At 73.9% G+C, this 20,064-nt stretch carries 16 protein-coding genes and 1 pseudogene; 6 read left to right on the top strand and 11 right to left on the bottom strand.

Features of this window, described 5'->3' with window-relative positions; all coding sequences use genetic code 11:
* Positions 1-708: 708 nt before the first annotated feature.
* The 3 genes and pseudogenes from AMK16_RS22460 to AMK16_RS22450 form a co-directional block, all read right to left on the bottom strand.
* Positions 709-2,418 (bottom strand): LPXTG cell wall anchor domain-containing protein, encoded by a 1,710-nt coding sequence (locus AMK16_RS22460; protein WP_242438837.1) that lies wholly within the window; start codon positions 2,416-2,418, stop codon positions 709-711.
* 514 nt (positions 2,419-2,932) lie between these two features.
* A pseudogene (locus AMK16_RS22455) lies at positions 2,933-3,115 on the bottom strand (DUF4158 domain-containing protein); the annotation flags it as partial.
* A 158-nt stretch (positions 3,116-3,273) separates the two neighbouring features.
* A complete protein-coding gene (locus AMK16_RS22450) occupies positions 3,274-3,663 on the bottom strand; it encodes a hypothetical protein (RefSeq protein ID WP_073918478.1) in 390 nt (129 codons plus the stop codon).
* Positions 3,664-3,764: 101 nt separating this feature from the next.
* On the opposite strand from AMK16_RS22450, the gene AMK16_RS36705 reads away from it, so the two are divergent.
* Together AMK16_RS36705 and AMK16_RS34330 are read left to right on the top strand one after the other, a co-directional pair.
* Positions 3,765-4,043: a Tn3 family transposase gene (locus AMK16_RS36705; protein ID WP_199885523.1), complete on the top strand. Its 279-nt coding sequence runs from the start codon at positions 3,765-3,767 to the stop codon at positions 4,041-4,043.
* Complete coding sequence (locus tag AMK16_RS34330; protein WP_199885520.1) at positions 4,040-4,756, top strand: NAD(P)H-dependent oxidoreductase; 717 nt, start codon at positions 4,040-4,042, stop codon at positions 4,754-4,756. Before AMK16_RS36705 ends, AMK16_RS34330 begins: the two co-directional genes overlap by 4 nt.
* Before the next feature lie 625 nt (positions 4,757-5,381).
* Here the strand turns inward: AMK16_RS34330 and AMK16_RS22435 are convergent.
* Positions 5,382-6,125, bottom strand: a complete 744-nt coding sequence (locus AMK16_RS22435; protein ID WP_073918477.1) for a maleylpyruvate isomerase family mycothiol-dependent enzyme — start codon at positions 6,123-6,125, stop codon at positions 5,382-5,384.
* A gap of 38 nt (positions 6,126-6,163) precedes the next feature.
* Here AMK16_RS22435 and AMK16_RS22430 point away from each other — a divergent pair, with 38 nt between their 5' ends.
* The gene (locus AMK16_RS22430) at positions 6,164-6,844 is read left to right on the top strand and encodes an alpha-ketoglutarate-dependent dioxygenase AlkB family protein (protein ID WP_073918475.1); all 681 of its coding nucleotides are present in this window, start codon (positions 6,164-6,166) and stop codon (positions 6,842-6,844) included.
* A 43-nt stretch (positions 6,845-6,887) separates the two neighbouring features.
* Positions 6,888-8,132 (top strand): ROK family protein, encoded by a 1,245-nt coding sequence (locus tag AMK16_RS22425; RefSeq protein ID WP_073918473.1) that lies wholly within the window; start codon positions 6,888-6,890, stop codon positions 8,130-8,132.
* A gap of 657 nt (positions 8,133-8,789) precedes the next feature.
* Here the strand turns inward: AMK16_RS22425 and AMK16_RS22420 are convergent.
* Positions 8,790-9,344 (bottom strand): ATP-binding protein, encoded by a 555-nt coding sequence (locus tag AMK16_RS22420; RefSeq protein WP_073918472.1) that lies wholly within the window; start codon positions 9,342-9,344, stop codon positions 8,790-8,792.
* Between the two features lie 198 nt (positions 9,345-9,542).
* On the opposite strand from AMK16_RS22420, the gene AMK16_RS22415 reads away from it, so the two are divergent.
* The gene (locus AMK16_RS22415) at positions 9,543-10,682 is read left to right on the top strand and encodes a PLP-dependent cysteine synthase family protein (protein ID WP_073918470.1); all 1,140 of its coding nucleotides are present in this window, start codon (positions 9,543-9,545) and stop codon (positions 10,680-10,682) included.
* A 43-nt stretch (positions 10,683-10,725) separates the two neighbouring features.
* Here AMK16_RS22415 and AMK16_RS22410 read toward each other — a convergent pair whose 3' ends face one another.
* Positions 10,726-11,220 (bottom strand): SRPBCC family protein, encoded by a 495-nt coding sequence (locus tag AMK16_RS22410; protein ID WP_073918469.1) that lies wholly within the window; start codon positions 11,218-11,220, stop codon positions 10,726-10,728.
* A gap of 193 nt (positions 11,221-11,413) precedes the next feature.
* On the opposite strand from AMK16_RS22410, the gene AMK16_RS22405 reads away from it, so the two are divergent.
* Positions 11,414-13,843, top strand: a complete 2,430-nt coding sequence (locus AMK16_RS22405; protein WP_073918467.1) for a hypothetical protein — start codon at positions 11,414-11,416, stop codon at positions 13,841-13,843.
* Here AMK16_RS22405 and AMK16_RS22400 read toward each other — a convergent pair.
* The 5 genes from AMK16_RS22400 to AMK16_RS22380 form a co-directional block, all read right to left on the bottom strand.
* Entirely contained in the window at positions 13,794-16,241 is a 2,448-nt protein-coding gene (locus AMK16_RS22400) for a right-handed parallel beta-helix repeat-containing protein (protein ID WP_073918465.1), read from the bottom strand. The genes AMK16_RS22405 and AMK16_RS22400 overlap by 50 nt on opposite strands.
* An 85-nt stretch (positions 16,242-16,326) precedes the next feature.
* Entirely contained in the window at positions 16,327-16,938 is a 612-nt protein-coding gene (locus AMK16_RS22395) for an Rv1733c family protein (protein WP_199885519.1), read from the bottom strand.
* 206 nt (positions 16,939-17,144) lie between these two features.
* A complete protein-coding gene (locus AMK16_RS22390) occupies positions 17,145-17,969 on the bottom strand; it encodes an MOSC domain-containing protein (protein ID WP_073918462.1) in 825 nt (274 codons plus the stop codon).
* A 56-nt stretch (positions 17,970-18,025) separates the two neighbouring features.
* Positions 18,026-18,532 carry a DUF6643 family protein gene (locus tag AMK16_RS22385; RefSeq protein ID WP_073918460.1) on the bottom strand — a complete coding sequence of 169 codons (507 nt, stop codon included), beginning with the start codon at positions 18,530-18,532 and terminating at the stop codon, positions 18,026-18,028.
* Positions 18,533-18,777: 245 nt separating this feature from the next.
* Positions 18,778-19,956 carry a glycosyltransferase gene (locus AMK16_RS22380; RefSeq protein ID WP_073918897.1) on the bottom strand — a complete coding sequence of 393 codons (1,179 nt, stop codon included), beginning with the start codon at positions 19,954-19,956 and terminating at the stop codon, positions 18,778-18,780.
* Between the last annotated feature and the right edge of the window lie 108 nt (positions 19,957-20,064).

Genomic DNA, 20,064 nt, shown 5'->3' with positions numbered 1-20,064 from the left:
CGAAGGTCGTCGGTGCTGATACTGGCTGATCTCTGGGCCTGGGGCGCGACTTGCGACCTCGATCGAGCGGACCGCGTACGGAGGTTCAAGCGGCTGATCACCGGGCATGAGCTGCATCGCTTCCTCGAAGAGGCCGCCGTCACCGGCGCTGAGACATCGTGACCGACCACCACGCTCACCTGCCCACCGCCATCGTCCAGCTCGGCGGTGAGCTGGAGCTCCCAGCTACCCGTAACGGGCGCTTGAGGGGCGCGGTCATCCCAGAAGGCGGGCTTGGGGAACATCGGTACAGCGGTTCGCGCTGAGAATGATCATGGGTTTGGCCGGCAGCTTGGCGCCGGAGGGGAGGAGGACCCTCTCGGCCGATTCTGCTGGTCGCCCAGGCCCCTGGCCCAGAACTCGATCGGGCCATGGACGGCGACGTCGGTCGCCCTGGCGATGGCGCGGTCGATTTCGGCGTCATCGCCGCTGCCGATCGCAGCCCGGAGACGGCTGGAAGCCCGTGCCACTGCGGCGGTAGACGACGACCTCGGCTGGGGCGTCGTTGGGCAGAGGCCAGGCCGGGAGGGTGGCCAGGCCCAGGTCAACGACCCGGGCCTGGTTTGTTTCCTGACCGCCGACGCCGGCGCGGAGGCCGACGGCCCGGCGCGCACGCCACGGGTGGGTGGCGTTGCTGCCGGGCCGTGGCCGTCACTCACTCACGAGGTCTCACTTCCCGTGCAAAGCCCTGCGGCGACGTCCGCGAAGCACCAGCACGCCGCCGGCAGCGACCAGCAGGCCACCGAGGGCGCTGTACGTGACAGTGTTGCTCACCCCGGTGGAAGCCAGGTCGCCGGACGGGCTGCTCGGGGTCGGCCGGCCGACGGGTGCGCCGATCTCCCCCTGCGCACGGGTGCCGGTCGTGCCGGAGGCGGAGACAACCGGCGCGGGGGCGGTCGGCGTGGGGGCGGGCGTCGGCTTGTCAGCGTCGGCGGTCCCCGACGCGGGCTTCAGCTGAAGAGTCGTGATCGAGTACGGCGGCAGCGTCTGTGCGGCCGCCGTGCCCCGATCCGCCGTCGTCAGGGCGGTGCCTCCCGTGGCATACGAAACGATCGTGACCGCCCCTGCTGCCGGGGTGAATCCGGCGTACGAGAGCGACACCTGCGCCGCGTCCTGCGGGCTCTTGTTGGTCAGCATGACGTTCAGACCGCCGTTGCTGCTCCGCACCGCGTGCACAGTGACCGACGAGTTGCCCGAGGACGACTTGACCATGGTGTCGCCAGGCTGCGCCAGTGCGGTCAGCGAGCGGATGCCCCAGTAGGTGGGGAAGGGCGTGTCGCGCGCCGGTTCGCACTTCCCCCCGGCGCAGGTTCCGGCGGAGAGAATGCCCCCGTCCTGGTAGTCGGTCTCGCCGTTGACGCTGGTGGGTGCGTCGCCCGAGCCGTTGTGCAGGTTCCACCAGTCCACGTGGGTGGCGCCTTGCTCGAACCAGGTCATGTAGGTGTCCGGCGCAAACAGGGCTGCGGCCTGGCTGGTCAAGACGGGCGAGAAGACGGTGTCGGTCTCGGTGACCGCGATCTCCACCGAAGCGGCGCGCGAGCCCGCGTACTTGGCGATCAGCGAGCGCAGCGAGGACGTGACACCGGCGATCCGGGAGGGGGTGTTCATCAGGTCGGCCGTGGTTTTGCCGCCCGGATACCAGTGGACGATGACGAAGTCGATCGAGCTTCCCGCGATGGAGAGCACCGTGTTGTTCCAGTCGGCGCTGTCACCGGGAGCCTTTTCCGCGTCCGGCCAGAAGCCGGGGGTGGTGAGCACCGCTCCGATCTTCACCTTCGGGTCCACGGCCTTCATCGCCTTCGAGTAGGCGACCAGGTTCTTCCCGTACTCCTTCGGGCTCTTGTCGGCGTGCGTGTCGGTTTCCCAGCCCTTGCCGTTGCCGTAGTGCCCGTTGCCGTAGACCTCGTTGCCGATCTCCCAGTACTTCACGCCGTAACCTTTGTCGACGTTGGCGTACTTGACCCAGTCGGCCGCCTCCTGGGGGGTGCCGGAACCGTAGTTCGCGGTCAGGATCGGCTGGGCGTCGACCTTCTTCGCGGTGGCCATGAAGCTGTCGAAGTCGGTGTTGGGTACGATCCAGCCGCCGTTGCCCATCGTGTGGGTCTTCCAGTGGAAGTCGTCCGCGCCGGAGCCGCCGGGATAGCGAAGCTGCCGAACTCCCGCGGCCTTCATCAGCGATGTCACCTTGGCGTCCCCCATGCGGTCGTCGCCGACGCCCGTGTTGAGGCCGACACCACTGCTGGGCACCGTGCCCCAGGAGGTACCGGCATCCACACTGATGCCGACGGTCGCCGCGGCGCCCGCGCTGGGCGCCAAGGCGCCGACACCGGCCGAGGCGGCGAGCACCGCCACCGCCCCCGCGACACAGCGGAGGCGCATCCGGCTACGGCGGGGCGTGCGACCCCGAGGCATCGGCTGCTCGGCGGATCTCGGGTCTTCTGATGACACGTGGGGCTCCGATCGGGTGCTGACACAGAGGGCGCAGCTCCGCTGACCACGGCTCGCCCTCGTCGGTACACCCCTAAGTGGCCACTCAGAGCGGAAAGGTTGCCATCTAAATTATTTTCTCCGAGACGCGGTCGCACCGTCTCACCGGACCCGGTGAGACGGTGCGACGGTGACCCCGTGACCCCGTGACCCCGGGACCCGGTGACCCGGTGACACGCCCGGGCTCCCCTTCCACCTCGACGGCGCGAACCATCACATGCTTCCGGCCGCACACCGCCCCGCGGTGGCCGAGCGGCTGAAGCCGCACAGGAAGCACAGGAAAAGACAGACGGCGGCCGCCACCACCGCGACGGCCCTGTTCTCGTACAGCTACCGCCAGGTGGTGCGTAGCGCTGAGTAACTACTTGGGGCTGCGGTCGCGCTGCTGAAGGGCGGCGAAGTCGGCGTAGCGCACCGTGCACATCTGTAGCGCGAAGCCCAGTTGGTGGTACTGCGTACGCCGCAGCGCGATCAGATCGCGGTCCACGTCGTCCAGGAAGAAGAAGCGCTCCAACTCCGGGCGCGTCGGCTCCTCGACGAACTTCCCGCACACCTCGGCCGAGTCATCCGTCAGAAATTCCACCGGCATGCGGCGGAGCCAACCACCCGCCGCTACAGAACGTGGATCTTTGGCCGAAGGGCCCCAAGAAGCAGACCACTCGGCTAGAAGTTCACCGCTCACTGCTCATGATCGTTCTCAGCGCCAACCGCTGTACCGATGTTCCCCAAGCCCGGAAGGCTGCGCGGTCAGCGCCGGCCGCCGCCGATGCGGCGGTCGTCGGCCAGTGCGGTGAGCGGGCCGAACTCGCAGGCAAGCTGGTTCCACGTCAGAACCTCGCCACAGCGGGCCGGGAACTCCTTCGGGTTGAACTCGGGCATGGTCCAGGTGCCAGTGCCCCGGTCCCGCAGCCACAGGTCCCCGTCACCGTCGACCACAGTCGGCGGGACCGGTACGGGCTCGGCCTGATCGGTGGGCTCCCAGGTGATCCGGCCCGGGTGGGAAACGCGGCGCAGCTCAGTGGTGGCCAGCCGCGCGGCCAAGTCACGGGTGGACTCTTCGGCGTCCTTGACCGACGTGAGTCGGAATGCGTCGTCAAGTACGGGCAGGGCTGGATTCTTGCTGCGCTTTGAACTCATACGCTGACTACCTCCGGTGGGGGGCGTCACATCCCGTATGGCAGCCCGTAGAGGAACAGGGTAGCCGAGGCGGGAGCCGGGCCGGCTAGACCACTGTCCAGGTGGAGGCGCTGGCACACCGGACGGTGGGGCCGGGTGGTGAGCTGGTCCTGGACGTGGCGCAACCCGTGGTGGTAGCGCTCAGATGCGACCAGGGCGTCCTCGCCGACAACGACCCCGTCGAGCAGGAGAAGGCGATGAAATTCAACGCCCCGCTCACGAACGCGGTGATCTTCCACAACGCCCTGGACATCGCGGAGATCGTCCGGCAGCTCCTGGAGGAGGGCCGGGAGATCGACCCGGAGGCCTTGGCGCATATGCCGCACAAGGGCACGAGGTGAAGGTCAGCGACCTGTACGCGATGGGCTTCAAGGCGATCCCGGACGCCGACGACTTCCCCGCGGCCCGCAAGGACCCCGACCGGCTCCGGATCGACATCGAACAGGAGCACCAGCACGAGACCGGCACCTTCCCGCCCGACGTGGCCTCCGAACAGGCCAAGGTGGAGTGGTGCGACCTGATGATCTTCCAGTTCCCGATCTGGTGGTTCTCCATGCCCGCCGTCCTCAAGGGCTGGGTCGAGCGCGTCATGGCCCGCGGCTTCGCCTACGGCGGCGGACGCAAACACGCCAGAGGCGTCTTCCTCGGCCGCAAGGCCATGGTCTGCTGCACCACCGGAACCTCCGCCGACACCTACGCCCCCGACGGCATCGAAGGCGACATCCTGCATCTGCTCTGGCCGGTCAACAACGGGATCTTCCACTACATGGGCTTCACACCTCTGCCCCCTTTCACCGCCTTCGCGCCCCGCCTGGCCACCGAGCAGGAACGCAAAGAGTGTCTCGACGCCTACGCCGAGCGCCTGCGCACCATCGAGACCGCCGCCCCTCTCTTCATGCACCCCCGCGAGGACTACGGACCCGACCAGCGGCTCCTGCCCACCGTCGAAGCCCGCAGCGGCTTCCAGTGGAACCCCCGCGCCGGCCAGACCCACGCGGAAGCGGCCACCGGTCACTCCGGCCTCATGCACCGCACCCCCGCCCAGGACCGGTGACCTGCGCCGTCACTCCACGACGCCGTCATCGTCATCCCCGCCCGTGGCCGGGTCGCGCAGCGGTCACAGGCCACCGCCGCCCGGGGGGAGGACGGAGCGGAACCTGCGTCACCGCCCCTGCGGACCAAGTACTGGCGGCTTTTGGGCTTGCCTCGGCGCTACCCCTGCGTGACCCGGAGCGGCCCGAATCCCACCGCCACGGGCCGCCGCCTGCGCCGGCCGCACCGCTCCCTTCGGGCACCCGCCCTCCGCCCGCGCGCACTTCCGCCCCGCGCAACCTGCTCTGCCCACCCGCGCACGCTGATCGCTGCCCACCCGCCCGCGCGCTCGTCCGGGCACCCGCCCCGCGTAACCTGCCCGGGCTGCCCGCCCGGGCAACCTGTTTGCAGCCTGCCTGGGCATCCGCGCCGGCACTCGCCCGCTGCCCGCCTGCGCACCTGCTTGCTGCCTGCCCGTGCATCGGGCCGCCGCTGCCCGTCCGGGCACCCGCCGACGCATCTGCGCCGCGCACCCGCCCCGGGCCACCCCGCTCGCTGCCCGCGCAGGCAGCCGCCCCGGCAGCCGCCCCGGCAGCCATCCCGGCGCCCGCCCCGGCACGCTGCTCCGTGCCCGGGCGGGCCGCGCCTCAGATCCCGGCCTGCTCGCCCCACAGCCGCGCCAGCGCCGTGTCGCCGCTCACCCCGGGGCCCGTCAGCGGAAGCCTGTTCCACAGCGCCGCGTACAGCCAGGACGCCTCCCCGGCCAGCTCGCAGTCGACGGGCTCGCCGGTGGCCCCGCGCACCGTGCGGGGCGGGTCCGGCGACAGGTGCACCGTCCACACCGCGCCCGTGTCCGTGGCCCTGACCCGCAGGATCCGGGGCTCCGGTGTCCGTACCCGGCTCTTCGGCCGCGCGTGGAAGCCCGTCAGCAGTTCGTCCACCCCGTCCTGCGCGAACTCCGGCTCCACCGGTGAGTACGTCATCGCGAGCGCGGACTGCGCGTCCATCCGGTGCACGGCCGTCTCGTGCGCCTGGCGCCGCGCCCAGAACGCCACCGGGGACGGGGGCACGGTCGGCAGGAACGTCCAGCAGCGCACATCGGCCGGGGCCTCGTCCAGGGTCCGGACCAGGGCGGCGTGCCCCTCGCGGAACCAGGCGATCAGCTCGGCGCCGGCCAGCTCCGGCGCCGCCGGGAACGGCGCCGGCTCCAGCCGGCCCTCCCCGACGTACCCGGCCGCCCAGCGGTGGACCGAGCCGGTGTGCCGCAGCAGGTCGGCGACCCGCCATGGCGGGCAGGTGGGTACCAGGGCGTCCGTACCGGCTCGTTCGGCCAGTTCGGCGAGCAGTGTGCCCTCCCGTTCGAGGGTCTTCACGAATTCGGTGATCTCCATGCCGGGAGTCTGCCAGCCGGGCCCGCCACAATGGAGGGATGGATGGCGAATCCTTTCCGCTCTTCCCGCTCCCTCCGCTCCCGCCACGTGAACGGACCGTGATCGCCCCGGGTGCGGTGCACGTACCCGACTGGCTCGGGGCGGCCCGGCAGGAGGAGTTGCTGGCCGCCTGCCGCGAGTGGGCCCGGCCGCCCGCCGGCCTGCGCACCGTGCGCACCCCCGGCGGCGGCACGATGACCGCCCGGCAGGTGTGCCTGGGCCTCCACTGGTACCCGTACGGCTACGCCCGCACCGCCGTCGACGGCGACGGCGCCCCCGTGAAGCCGATGCCCCGCCGGCTCGCCGAGCTGGGCCGTGAGGCGGTGGCCGCGGCTTACGGGCAGAGACCGGGGCCCGAGGTCGCCTACGACATCGCGCTGATCAACTTCTATGACGGCGACTCCCGGATGGGGATGCACCGCGACGCCGAGGAGAGGTCCCCGGCGCCGGTGGTCTCGCTCAGCCTGGGCGACAGCTGCCTCTTCCGCTTCGGGAACACCGCCTCGCGCGGGCGGCCCTACCGGGACGTCGAGCTGCGCAGCGGGGACCTGTTCGTCTTCGGGGGTGCGAGCCGTCTGGCCTACCACGGGGTGCCGAAGGTGTTGCCGGGCACGGCGCCACGAGGGCTCGGACTCACCGGGCGGCTGAACGTCACGCTGCGGGTCGGCGGGCTCGGCTGAGCGGCGGCCCCCGCCACCCGCCGGTCATGCGAGGATCGAGCCCATGAACGGCAACGGGGCCCCGCCGCGCCTGGGGGAAGCGACCACGGTGTCCACGCGGACCAAACTGGAGCGGGGACGTGGCGCGCTGGGTCCGGCGCTCGAACTCGTCCACACAGGCCGTGCCCCGACCCGGGCCGTGCTGACGGCCGAACTGGGCGTCACCCGCGCCACCGCCGGCGCCGTGGCTGCGGAGCTGGAGGCGCTCGGGCTGATCCGGGTCGACTCCCGGCCCGGCGGCGCGGGCGGCGCCCAGGGCCGTCCCTCGCACCGCCTGTCCATCGACGAGAACGGCCCCGTGGCGCTGGCCGCCCAGGTGCACGCGGACGGCTTCCGGGCGGCCCTGGTCGGTCTCGGCGGCCGGATCGTGGCCACCGCCCCCGGGAAGATCACCGTTTCCGCCGATCCGGCGCAGGTGCTGGGCGCGGTGGTCGACGCCGGGGCCGCGCTGCTCGCGCAGACCGGACGCCGCTGCGTCGGCGCCGGGCTGGCGGTCCCCTCGGCGGTCGCCGAGCCGGAGGGTACGGCGCTGAACCCGCTGCACCTGGCCTGGCCCCCCGGCTCGCCCGTACGGGCCGTCTTCGCGGAACGGGTGAAGGCGGCCGGGATCGACGGGCCGGCCCTGACCGGCAACGACGTCAATCTCGCGGCCCTCGCCGAGCACCGGCACGGCGCCGGGCGCAGCGCGCAGCACCTGCTGTGCGTGGCGACCGGGCACCGCGGGGTCGGCGGGGCGCTGGTACTGGACGGCCGCCTGCACAGCGGCAGTTCGGGCCTGGCCCTGGAGGTCGGCCACCTCACCGTCAACCCCGAGGGCCGGCCGTGTCACTGCGGCAGCCGGGGCTGCCTCGACGTCGAGGCCGATCCGCTGGCCTTCCTCACAGCGGCGGGGCGCACCCCCGGCCCGGAGGTGTCGCTGCTCCAGCAGGCCCGCGACCTGCTGGGCGCGCAGTACGCGGAGCCGGCGGTACGGGCGGCCGCCGACGAGCTCATCGACCGGCTGGGGCTGGGCCTCGCGGGCCTGGTGAACATCCTGAACCCGGACCGGATCATCCTCGGCGGGCTGCACCGGGAGCTGCTGCACGCCGATCCGGAACGGCTGCGCGCGGTGGTCGCGGACCGCAGCCTGTGGGGCCGCAGCGGGGGCGTCCCGATCCTGCCGTGCACCCTGGACCACAACAGCCTGGTCGGCGCGGCGGAACTGGCGTGGCAGCCCGTCCTGGACGACCCCCTCGGAACCCTGACCTGAAGCGGCCGGCCTCCGGCCGCCCCGGCCGATTCTGGCCTGGCACCGGCCGACCACCGGCCGCACCGGCCGACCCTGGCCGATCGGCCGGCTTTGGCCGAGTACCGGCCGACCCCGGGGCGCACCGGCCGTCCTCGACCGACCCCAGCCGACCAGGCCGGCACTGGCCGCACGGGCCGAGTCCCGGCCGCGCACCGGCCGCACCGGCCGCACCGGCCGCCCTCGACCGACCCCAGCCGACCGGGCCGGCACTGGCCGCACCGGCCGAGCCCCGGCCGCGCACCGGCAGACCACCCGGCCGCACCGACCGCACCGGCCGCCCTCGACCGACCCCAGCCGACCGGACCGACCGACGGCCGCACCGGCCGCACCGACCGACGCCCGCACCGCCTGCGCACCGGTCCGGCCACCGCCTGCCACCGGCCGACCCCGGGGCGGCCACCGGTTTCGGCCTCCTCGCCCAACCGCCCCCGGCGGACGGTGCGCGCCGCCCGTCCGCCCACGGAGCGGGGCCCGAGCCGCCCGGCCGTAGGAAGCGTTGCGGCGCCTGCCGCCGCGCCGGCCCCGGGGCGGTCGCTCCCGCCCCGGGGTGGCGCCTCACCGCCCGGCCCGCCCCCCGGGAGGGGGCCGCTGCCGCCGGGGTGACGCCGTCGCGGAGGATCAGCCGGGCCTGGCGCCGACCGAGGCCGCCACCGGCAGGGCTGTCGGGACCGCGCCCGGTTCCACGGCGACGACCACCGGCCGGGCGGGTTCTCGTACCGGCTTGGCGGCGATCCGTACCGGACGTGGCGTGGCCGCCGTCGCCGGAGCCGCCGTGAGCGAGAACCACACCACCTTGCCCGGACCGTCGGCCTGCGGCCGCGCGCCCCAGGCCTCACTGACGGCCTCCACCAGCGCGAGCCCGCGGCCGCCCGTCGCCAGCGCCGCGCCCTGGGCCTGCGCGTCCCGGAGGACCGGAAGCCGCGGATCGCTGTCGATGACCGAGACCGTGAGGCGCCCGAGGCGCAGTTCGATCTCGACCGTGCAGGTCTTGTCCGGTTGCGCGTGACGGTGGACATTGCTGAGCAGTTCCGTCACGCCGAGCGCCGCCCGGTCGATGAGCGGATCGAGCTGCCAGTGGCGCAATTGCGCAGAAACGATTCTGCGGATCTGGCCTATCCGCGACGGCGAGGCCTGCAGTTCAACGACGCAGTGCCTGCGGGAATGACTGATCACGGCTGCGACTCCCCGACATGAGTGTTACGGGTGCTGCACCCTGCGTAATGCTCCACCAGGGTCACCCACAGTGCCCCACAGTGCAACCGAACGCGACCTAAAGCGATGCGCATGGAAACCCAAAGCGACTGTTTGTGCAGGTGGGGGAGGTACATTGCGAAAGCAGGGGGCGAATACACGCATGAAGGAGCACGGCGCATGAGCACCACCGGTACCAGTGGTACGACTGCCACGACCATCGACGTCGACCGCAGCGACGCGGACTACCGCGCGTGGCTGAAAGAAGCCGTCCGCAAGGTCCAGGCCGACGCCAACCGCTCCGCGGACACCCACCTGCTGCGCTTCCCCCTCCCCGAATCCTGGGGCATCGACCTCTACCTCAAGGACGAATCCACCCACCCCACCGGCTCCCTGAAGCACCGCCTCGCGCGCTCGCTCTTCCTGTACGCCCTCTGCAACGGCTGGGTGCGCCCCGGACGCCCGGTCATCGAGGCGTCCTCCGGCTCCACCGCCGTCTCCGAGGCGTACTTCGCCAAGCTGATCGGTGTCCGGTTCATCGCCGTCATGCCGCGTACGACCAGCCCGGAGAAGTGCCGGCTCATCGAGTTCCACGGCGGCGAATGCCACTTCGTGGACGACCCGATGAAGATGTACGAGGAGTCGGCGGAGCTGGCCGCCCGCACCGGCGGCCACTACATGGACCAGTTCACCTACGCGGAGCGGGCCACCGACTGGCGCGGCAACAACAACATCGCCGAGTCGATGTACCAGCAGCTTCGGCTGGAACGTTTCCCCGAGCCCGCCTGGATCGTCGCCACCGCCGGCACCGGCGGCACCTCCGCGACCATCGCGCGCTACGTGCACTACATGCAGCACGACACCCGCATCTGCGTCCCCGACCCGGAGAACTCCTGCTTCTTCGACGGCTGGACCAACGACGACGCGCATGCGAGGAGCGACTGCGGCTCGCGCATCGAGGGCATCGGACGGCCCCGCATGGAGCCCAGCTTCGTGCCGGGCGCCATCGACCGGATGATGAAGGTCCCGGACGCGGCGAGCGTCGCCGCCTGCCGCGCGCTGGAGCAGGCCATAGGCCGCAAGGCGGGCGGCTCGACCGGCACCGGCCTGTGGAGCGCCCTGAAGATCATCGCGGAGATGGTGGCCGAAGGCCGTACCGGCAGTGTGGTCACCCTGCTCTGCGACCCGGGCGACCGCTACCTCGACAAGTACTACTCCGACGCCTGGCTGGCGGCGCAGGGCCTCGACATCGCCCCCTACTCACGGACCCTCGAAACCCTGCTGGCCACGGGCACCTGGCGCGAACCGGCAGCCGTCTGACGGTGCGTGCGCCGGACGGGCGCGGGAAGCCGGGCCGCCCGCACTACCGGCCGGCCCCGTGCCCGCGCCCTACGGCGAGCTGTCCGTCGAGCGTGCGGACCGCTGTGCGCAAGGAGCGGCCCAGGCCCGGGCGGGCGGCGGTCAGGGCCAGCCGAAAGGGGGCCGGCCCGTCGGCGGCGAAGGTCCAGCGCACGCGGGTGCCCGAGCCGGCAGGGGTCAGCCGCCACTCCTCCAACAGGGCCCGGACACCGGGCGCGTTGGTCTCGTCGGCGCGGTACGCGTACCGCCGCCCGGGATCGGCGGCCATGACCGTCTCCCGGAAGCGGACCCCGCCCACCAGCCGGATCTCGCGTCCCGCACCATCACGTGTGGGCCGCGCCAGGGTGACCGCCCCGAACCAGCGCGGCCACGCCCCGACCTCCTCGGCCAGGGCCCGGTAGACGGCCTGCGGAGCGGCCGCGGCCTCGGCGTGGAAGACCAGCCGTACGGGCGCGTCCTCGATGAAGTCCAGCCCCACGGGGCGGAGTCGGCGAGCCATGGCGATACTCCTCGGGGTGCTGCGGGGACACGAGTGCGGGCCACCTTAACCGGCGGTACGTCACATCGGCCGCCCGCAGGCCCGATCCACCCGCTCGGGGACTGGGCAGCCCGTCCACCGCGCGGGATGCTTGACCGGCGACGATCACGCCCCGCGAGCGGAGGCAGCCGTGCCGCCCAGCCTAGAACCCCCGATGCCCCTCGCCCTCGAACTCCTGGTCCACGGAGTCGCCGGAGCCGGCCCCGACGAGCTGCTCGGCGACCCGCGCACCGTACGCGTCACCGGCGACTCCACCGCCGCCGTCTTCCGCCGGGCCGAGGACACCGATGCCGAAGCCCACCCCGAGCGGTACGCCGGACGACCGGTCCCCGAGGCGTACTGCTGGTCCCGGCTCACCTCCGGCAACGGCGCCCGCGCGCTGTGGCTGCTGCTCCTGCCCTTCATGGTGGCCAACCTCGCCCACTGGGCCCGGCCGGCCACGTCCGCCGCCGAGCCGGCGCCCCGCGCGGTCCGCACCTACGGGGTGCTCGTACGGATGCTCGCGCTCACCCTGACCGTGCTCCTGATCGCGGCCGCCTGCGAGGTCGCCCTGGACCTGTTCGCCTGGCAGTGCGCGGCCTCCGGCACCTGCTCGGCCTCCCGCTTCGGCTCCCGGTTCGGGTTCCTCGCGCCCGGAGGCGGCTGGTGGGCCCAGCCCGGGCGCCGCCTCGCCCTCGCCGCCCTGGTCCCCACCGGGCTGACGGGGCTGCTGTGGTACCTGTCGAACCGGACCTGGAGCGCCTACGAGTCCCAGCCGCCGCCCGCCGGCACCGCCGACCCGGACACGGCCCCGGACACCGCGCCCGCACTCGGCCGCCCCGGATTCTGGTACGGCCGGCGCCTCGTGGCCCGGCTGCGCGCCGCGCACACCACCGCCGGACTGCTCACCGTCGCCGCGGCCGTCGCCGCGCCCACCGCCGCCCACGACCGCCGCAGCGGCGCCCCCGTGCTCGAAACCCTGGGCTGCACGCTCCAGTCGCTCCTCGTCGCCGGGGGGCTCACCGTGGCCTGCGTCATCTGCCGGCGCGGACGCACCGAAGCGCGCGCCGACCACCGGCTCGAACGCGCCGCCGTCACCATGCTGCCCGGCGCCGGGCTCGCCCTGCTCGCCGCCGCCCTCCTGTACGCCTGCTGGTCGCGGCCCGGCTGGACCTCGGCCGGGCGGCTCCCCGGGGACTTCGCCTTCGGGGTGCTCATGCTGGGCCAGGGCGCCTGCGTGCTCGCCCTCGGGGTCATCGCCGCGTACCTGCACCGCCGGGTCCCCGACCCGGCCGCCGCCCTGCGCGGCCTGGGCGGACCCGCCGTCGCCATGCTCGGCTGCGCGCTCGGCGGCGTGATGACCGGCGGCGTCGCCCAGCGCGTCGCCGACTGGCTGGACGGCGCGGCCACTCCCGGAATGGCCGGCGCACCGCTGCCCGGGCCGCCCGTGCTGCTGTCCTGGCAGGCCGCCGTACTGCCCCCGCTGATGCTCGTACTGGCCCTGCTCGCCGCCTGGTTCGCGGGACGCACGGCCCGCGCCAGATGCCGGCTCGCCGGGACCGTGGCCGCCGAGTACCCGGGGGAGGAGCCGGACCAGGACCGCAGCCGCCGGATCGCCGGGGCCCGCGCCGCCGCCGCGCTCACCGACTCCGCGCCGTGGTTCGTCGGGGCCGTCTCCGGGATCACCCTGCTGCTGGGGGCGGGCGCACTCGCCGGAGCCTGGCTCACCGGGCGGGTCCCCGGCGAGGCCGCCCGGGGCAGCGGCCCGCTCCTGGAATCCGCCGCCCGCGCCGCGCAGGACACCGGCTCCTGGCTCGTCGGCCTGGGTTTCGTCCTCTTCGTCACCTGGGGCCGCCGCGCCTACCGCGATCCCGCCGCACGCCGCACCATAGGCATCCTGTGGGACGTCGGAACCTTCTGGCCGCGCGCCGCGCACCCCTTCGCGCCGCCCTGCTACGCCGAGCGGGCCGTCCCCGACCTCACCTGGCGGATGACCGCCTGGACCGGCCGCACCGGCGGCCGGCTGGTGATCTCGGGGCACTCCCAGGGCAGCGTACTCGCCGCCGCAGCCGTCTGGCAGCTGCCGCCGGAGGTCCGGCGCCGTGTCGCGCTGCTCACCTACGGATCCCCGCTCGGGCGCCTCTACGGCCGCTGGTTCCCCGCCCACTTCGGGCCCGGGCCGCTCACCGCGCTGCACCGGGACGTCGACTGCTGGCGCAACCTCTGGCGGGCCACCGACCCCATCGGCGGCCCGGTGCTGCCCGGGGCCCGGCAGGCCGTGGACCGCGGTCCCCTCGCGGACCCGGTCGCCTACGGACGCAGCACCCGACACCCGCTGCCCGCCCCGATACTGTGCCACGGCGACTACCAGGCCGACCCGGCCTTCGCCGCCGAGCGCGGAGCGCTGCTCGCCCGCCTCGCCGCGACCGGAGGCCCGGACCGGGGAACCGCGGACGGGGCCGGCCCGGCCCGGGCAACCGCGCACGGCCCGGACCGGGGAGCCCCGGACCCGCGAGACCAGGACCCGGCGGGTGCGGCGCTGCCGGCCCCCCGTTTCAGCAGGGAGCCGGCTGCACCGGCAGATCCGCCGGGAACAACAGGGTGAGCTCGTCGGTGCTCGGCTCCGACAGCTGCGCCACGCGCCCCGCGTGCCGCTCGACCATCGACTCGAAGGTCTGGCGCGCGGTGCGGCCGTTGCCGAAGCCCGGCCCCTTCGGCAGCTGCGTGAAGTACGCCAGCAGCGCCTCGGCCGCGCCCTCGCCGAGCCGGTACTCGTGCTCCTCCGCCTGCTGCTCCACGATCCGCAGCAGCTCCCCGGGCCCGTAGTCGCCGAAGGTGATGGTCCGGGAGAACCGCGAGGCCACTCCCGGGTTCACGGTCAGGAACCGCTCCATCTCCGCCGTGTATCCGGCGACGATCACGACCACCGCGTCCCGGTGGTCCTCCATCAGCTTCACCAGGGTGTCGATGGCCTCGCGCCCGAAGTCCCGGCCGGAGTCCTCGGGCGCCAGCGCGTACGCCTCGTCGATGAACAGCACTCCGCCGCGCGCCCGTTCGAAGGCCTCCTGCGTACGGATGGCGGTGGACCCGATGTGCTCGCCGACCAGGTCCACGCGGGAGACCTCGACCAGGTGCCCGCGCTCCAGCACCCCGAGGGAGGCCAGGATCTCCCCGTACAGGCGGGCGACCGTCGTCTTGCCCGTGCCGGGGGAGCCGGTGAAGACCAGGTGCCGGCGCACGGAGGCCGCCTTGAGCCCCGCCTGCTGCCGCCGGCGCCCCACCTCGATCATGTCGGTGAGCGCCCGCACCTCCCGCTTGACGCTGTCCAGGCCGACCAGCGCGTCGAGCTGGCCCAGCACCTCGACCGAATCCCGGGCCGTGGCCGCCGCCCCGGAGTCCGGACCGTCGGCGGGCCGCGCCGCCGGCACCCCGGCCGGCTGCGGTACGGCGCTGCGCACCACGGTGACGTCATGGACCGCCGCGTGCGCCCCGGCGAGGGCGCCGCCCGGGGCGGGCCGGGCCGCAGCCCGGGCGGCGGACTCGTCGCCCGTGCAGCCCTCGACGAGCGGTCCGTCCTCCGGGAACTCGTAGCCGCCGCGGGCACAGCGCTCGGTGTGGCAGCGCGCCAGGGTGGTGCGGCAGCCGTCCAGGACGTGGAAGCCGAAGCCGGAACTGCCCGTCACCCGGCAGGCCGTGAAGGTGCCGCGGCCGCCCGCCGACACGTAGAACCCCGCCTCGGCGGGCGAGGTGACGGTGCACCGCTCCAGGGCGGGGTCGGCCCCCTTGGTGACGATCACCCCGGTCTGCACGGCGTCGATGGTGCAGTTGGCCAGGGTGCCGCCGCTGCCGTGGTCGCGGAACCAGGCACCGGTCGCCGCCTCCCGGATCCGGCAGTCGTCGAGCTGCGCGGTGGCCCCGTCGCTCACGGACACCGCCGTGTTGCGCACCTGGGACAGATCGCTGTCGACCACCTCCACGCGCGAACCCCGGTCCAGTACGAACAGTGCGTCCGGCACGTCGTGGACCCGGCAGGAGTCGAGGGAGACGGCGGCTCCGTCACTGACCCAGACCGCCGGGTAGTCGCCCGTGCTGTCGTGGATCTCGCAGCCCTCGGCATCGACCCGGGTGCCCGGGTCCCACACCGACAGGCCGTTGCGGCCGAAGCGGCGCACCGTGGTGCGGCTGAGGGTCAGCACCGCGCGCGAGCGCAGGTCGACCGCGTTCTCCGGGATGTCGTGGATGTCGCAGCCGGCCAGCGAGAGCACCGCGTCGGTGTCGAGGGTGACGCCGTCCGCCGAGGTGCGGTGCACCGCGCAGTCCGTGAGCCGGGCGGTGGCACGCGCGGCGATCTGCACCCCGGCGCCCTTGATCTCGTAGACCTCGCAGCCCAGCGCCTCCAGCCCCGAGCCCTCGCCGGTGACCCCGATGCCCGCGCCCACCGCGTGGTGGATGCGGCAGCGCTCCAGCCGGGGGCGGCCGCCGCCGCGCACCGAGACGCCGGTCTGCCCGGCGGCCACGACCTCGCACTCCTCGAACACCCCGCCGCCGCCGTCCAGGACCGCGATGCCGACACCGGCCGGATTCTCCACCGTGCACCGCCGCACCAGCGGCCGGGCGCCGCTGCCGCGTACTTCGATGCCGGCCGCCGAACGGGTGCTCACCCGCAGATCGGTGAGCTCCGGGGCGCCGTCCTCCACGAGGAGGGCGGGAGCCGCTCCGTCCTGGCCCTCCAGGTGCAGGTCCTGCACCACGGCCGAGGCGCGCACGGTCAGCGCGACCCCGTCGGGAGGGGCGATCCGGACCGATCCCAGCCCGCCCTCGGGCCCGCGCAGGGTGACGGCGTGGTGCAGTACCAGGTTCTCCCGGTAGGTGCCGGGGGAGATCGAGAGCACGTCCCCGTCTCCCGCCACGGCCAGCGCCGCGGCCAGCGTCGAGTACTCACCGGAGCGGCGCCGCCATCGCGAGGCCCCGCCGTGCGTCACCTGGACCGTGCCCTGAGCCATGGTGCTGTCGTGCCCCCACCCTCGTACTCGCCCTGCTGATGCGACCGCCCCACCGTAGCGCGCGCGGCGCCGGTGAGCTGCCAGGTCAACTGCCCGCGCCCGCCCGGCCCCAGTCGCGCCAGGCCGCCGCCCAGGCGCGGTCCAGCCGGGCGTACCGCCGATGCATGAGGCGCCGTACGACGAGCCGGCGGACCGTCTCGGCCAGCGCGGCCGCTCCGACCGTGGCGGCCAGGCCCGCCACGCCGGCGTGGAAGGCGGCCGCGGTCGGTGCGAGCGGCTGCCCCACGAGCCGGCCGCTCGCGTCGGTCCACATCCGGAACGGCTCGCCCGGGCGCGGCGGTTCCGCCGCGGCCGGCACGGTGCCCTCGTGACGGGTGCCGTCGGGCGCGGTCCACGAGGCCACGACCTGCGTGCGCCGCGGGGCAGTCTGCTGCGCCGACGGCTCGGCGGAGGCGTCCGCGGCGGCTTTCGGCACCGGCTGGAGCACCACCGCCGCGACGAGGTGCCGCTCCTGCCGCTGCTCGTGCGCGGCCCGCTGCAGCGTGCCGTCCACCTGTACGCCCACGACCCATCCGACTGCCGGGGCCACCAGCAGCACGCAGAGCAGGGCGGCGAAAGCCACCCACGCCTCGACGAGGTCGGTCTTCCGGCGCAGCGGATTGCGCCGCCAGCGCCACACACCCATTGCTGTCCGCACGGTCCGGCTCCCCCTGTCCGCCAGTTTCCGCCTGCCTTTGCGTCCAAGCCTCCCGCATGCCCCGGGGACGCGCATGCCGGGGCACGGGGGACAAGTGCCACCCGGTCCGGTGTCGTCGCCGGCGCGGGTGCCCACGGGTCCCGACTGATCCAACGGCGTGGTCGCACCGGTTGGTTCCAGCTCGGGCGCACAGCCCCCCGAAGGTGTCATTCCAGCACGCGCACCTCGTCGCCGACGCGCACCGTCCCGAGCCGTACCGGCACGAGCTGGCGTCCGAACGCCAGCGACGTGCCGATCCGCCGGTGCCGGGCCAGCGTCTTCAGCGGCTCCTTGCCCCGCGCGGCCGTCGTCTGGTCGGTGGTGGTGACGACGCACCGCCCGCATTCCCGGACCCCGCGAAAGACGGCGTCGCCGATCGCGATGAGCCGCCAGTCGTCCTCGGCCCAGGGCCGCGCCCCCGCGACCACCACGTTGGGCCGGAAGCGGTTCATCGGCAGCGGGCCCTCCGCCGGGTGGTCCCCCCGGGCGATGAGGGAGTTGAGCGCGTCCAGCGACGCGAGGGTGGCGACCAGCAGCGGGTAGGCGTCGGCGAGGCTCACGGTCTCGCCGGGCAGCGCGTAGTGCGGGTCCACCGGACGCCGTACGGCCGGGTCGTCCATGTGCACCAGGCGCGCCGCCACCCCAAGGTAGGCGCTGAACCACTCGGTCGCGGCGCTCGCCGCCGCCACGGTCTCGATCTTCTTCCCGAACAGGACGACCGGCTCCAGCAGCGCCGGTCCGGGTACGTCCACGACCAGTTCGGCCATGCCGGGCGCCGACAGCGCGATCCGGCCGCCGTCCAGCGGGCGCGCCGAAGCCAGCGCGAGGCGTGGCTGCTGGCGCTGGGTGATGACCGTGCCCCCGGCGTCGACCAGCGCCCACCGCCGGTCCCCGGACAGGCCCCAGGGCTCCACCGCCGCCTCGTCGGGAGCGCTCCCCGCCAGCGACTTGACGGGATGGACGTGGAGCGCCTGGACATGCAAGTTCGACATGGGGGCATCCTGCCAGCAGCCCCCGCGACCGCCCCGGCGGGTATCCGCGCTCCCGGTCAGTAGCCGCGCCCCTGGTACGGACGGCCGTACGGGTCCTCGTAGGTGGCGGCCGGTACGGGCGCCGGAGCCGCCATCGGGCGGGGTGTGGCCGGACGCATCGCCTCGTACCCGCCGGCCGTGGCCACCGGGCGGGGCTGCTGCGGCTGGGGCTGGGGCGCGTACCCCGCGCGGGCGGCCATCGGCTGCTGCTGCGGGATGTAGGGGGCGGGCGCGTGCTGCAGCGGCATCGGCTGCGGCGCGGCCTGCTGCTGGTAGGGGTACCCGTAGGCCGGTGCTTGCTGCTGCTGCGGCGCCGGCGGAAGGGCGGGCATCGCCGACGCGAGGGCGGGCAGGTACCCGCCGCTGGAGTAGCCGTTGCCCGGGGTGTCGTAGGCGGCCGGGACGCGGATCGGGGCGATCTGCGGAGTGCCCCGTTCGGCGACGAGGGAGTCGTAGATGGGGGTCTCCGGGAAGGAGGGCGCGGAATAGTAACCGCCGCCATAAGTGGAGCGGGGGGAGGTCATGGGACCTAAGTTAAGCCCACGACTTCACCGGGTCCATAGTGAGGTGTCGCCAACACCGCCCTGACCTGCATATTCGCAGGTCAGGGTCACGGCTTTCGTCGGACGTTCACGTGCACGATTCGCCGCTTCCACCCCGGGTTGTCCCACTCGTACTCACCGGTTGGCCTGTGCACCTACTTGCCCCTGACGCTCAGTCACAAGTCGGTGACCTCGGATGACGCTGCTGCGGGGGGCAGTTCGCGGTTTCAGGCGTCGCTAGGACGGGCATAGGTCCGCCCCTTCCATGCCGCGCCGCGCCCCCGGTAGTGCTGGACGGCCGAGTCGACGGTCATCAGGAGGTACAGCAGCGCGGTGAACGGAAGCAGTGGCGCGAGCGCGGCGGGCTGCCGGTAGTACCGGATCATCGGCAGGTAGGTGCCCGTCATCAGCAGCCAGGCCGCACCGCCCGCCGACGCGATGGCCGGATGCCCCGTCGCGAGCCCTCCGAGGAGGGCGGCCGGGGGGACGAGGTAGACGAGCGCCAGCCCCGCGACCGTCCCGGCCAGCAGGAGTGGCTGGTGGCGCAGTTGCGCGTAGGCGCTGCGCGAGACCATCCGCCACAGGTCGCCGAGGACGGGGTACGGGCGCACGCTGTCGACCCGCTCCGCCAGTCCGAGCCAGATCCGGCCCCCCGAGCGCTGGACCGCGCGCGCGAGCGAGACGTCGTCGATGACGGCCTGCCGGATGGAGTCGGGGACCCCCGCGCGCAGGGCGGCCTCGGTGCGCAGCAGGACGCAGCCGCCGGCGGCCGCGGCCGTGCGGGCACCGGGGCGGTTGATCCGGCGGAAGGGGTACAGCTGGGCGAAGAAGTACACGAAGGCGGGTACGACGAGGCGCTCCCACGGGCCGGCGGTGCGCAGGCGGGCCATCTGGGAGACGAGGTCGAGGCCGGCGGAGGTGGCGGCGGAGACGAGTTCGCGCAGGCTGTCGGGCTCGTGCGCGATGTCGGCGTCGGTGAGGAGGAGGTAGTCGGGCTCGGCGGGGTGCGCGGTGCGGGCGAGCGCGATGCCGTGGCGCAGGGCCCAGAGCTTGCCGGTCCAGCCGGGGGCCGGGTCGCCGGGGGAGGTGACGGTGAGCGGGAGCCCGGGGTGCGCGCGGGCGAGGCGCAGGGCCAGGGCGCCGGTCCCGTCCGTGCTGCCGTCGTCGACCAGGATGATTTCGGCTTCGCCGGGATAGTCCTGGGCGATCAGGGAGGGCAGGCTGCGGGGCAGCACCTCGGCCTCGTCCCGGGCGGGGACGACGATGGCGACCGAGGGCCAGTGGGCGGGGGCCGTACGCGGGGGGAGGCGGACGTCGGTGCGCCAGAACATGCCCTGGGCGAGGGTGAGCCACAGCCAGGCGGCGAGGGAGGCGAAGGCCGCGCAGGCGGCGGTGAGGAGGCCCATGGCGGCAGTGTGCCGCTCCCGGACCGGCGTGTCCCGCACCCGCTCCACCGGGTGCGCCGCCACGGGCCGGGTGGGGGGCGGCGCCCCGCCCCCCCGGGGGCGCTCCTT

This window comes from Streptomyces sp. CB00455 (genome assembly GCF_001905445.1).
Classification (GTDB): domain Bacteria; phylum Actinomycetota; class Actinomycetes; order Streptomycetales; family Streptomycetaceae; genus Streptomyces.
Note: the sequence above shows the minus strand (reverse complement) of the source record. Positions and strands in the feature narration are given on the sequence as shown.

Excerpts from the sequence above, each read along its gene's own strand:
- AMK16_RS22385 (WP_073918460.1), bottom strand. The coding sequence starts at position 18,532 with ATGACCTCCCCCCGCTCCACTTATGGCGGCGGTTACTATTCCGCGCCC.
- AMK16_RS22405 (WP_073918467.1), top strand. The coding sequence starts at position 11,414 with ATGCCCCTCGCCCTCGAACTCCTGGTCCACGGAGTCGCCGGAGCCGGC.
- AMK16_RS22425 (WP_073918473.1), top strand. The coding sequence starts at position 6,888 with ATGAACGGCAACGGGGCCCCGCCGCGCCTGGGGGAAGCGACCACGGTG.
- AMK16_RS22390 (WP_073918462.1), bottom strand. The coding sequence starts at position 17,969 with ATGTCGAACTTGCATGTCCAGGCGCTCCACGTCCATCCCGTCAAGTCG.
- AMK16_RS22460 (WP_242438837.1), bottom strand. The coding sequence starts at position 2,418 with ATGCGCCTCCGCTGTGTCGCGGGGGCGGTGGCGGTGCTCGCCGCCTCG.
- AMK16_RS22435 (WP_073918477.1), bottom strand. The coding sequence starts at position 6,125 with ATGGAGATCACCGAATTCGTGAAGACCCTCGAACGGGAGGGCACACTG.
- AMK16_RS22400 (WP_073918465.1), bottom strand. The coding sequence starts at position 16,241 with ATGGCTCAGGGCACGGTCCAGGTGACGCACGGCGGGGCCTCGCGATGG.
- AMK16_RS22430 (WP_073918475.1), top strand. The coding sequence starts at position 6,164 with ATGGATGGCGAATCCTTTCCGCTCTTCCCGCTCCCTCCGCTCCCGCCA.
- AMK16_RS22450 (WP_073918478.1), bottom strand. The coding sequence starts at position 3,663 with ATGAGTTCAAAGCGCAGCAAGAATCCAGCCCTGCCCGTACTTGACGAC.
- AMK16_RS22415 (WP_073918470.1), top strand. The coding sequence starts at position 9,543 with ATGAGCACCACCGGTACCAGTGGTACGACTGCCACGACCATCGACGTC.
- AMK16_RS22410 (WP_073918469.1), bottom strand. The coding sequence starts at position 11,220 with ATGGCTCGCCGACTCCGCCCCGTGGGGCTGGACTTCATCGAGGACGCG.
- AMK16_RS22380 (WP_073918897.1), bottom strand. The coding sequence starts at position 19,956 with ATGGGCCTCCTCACCGCCGCCTGCGCGGCCTTCGCCTCCCTCGCCGCC.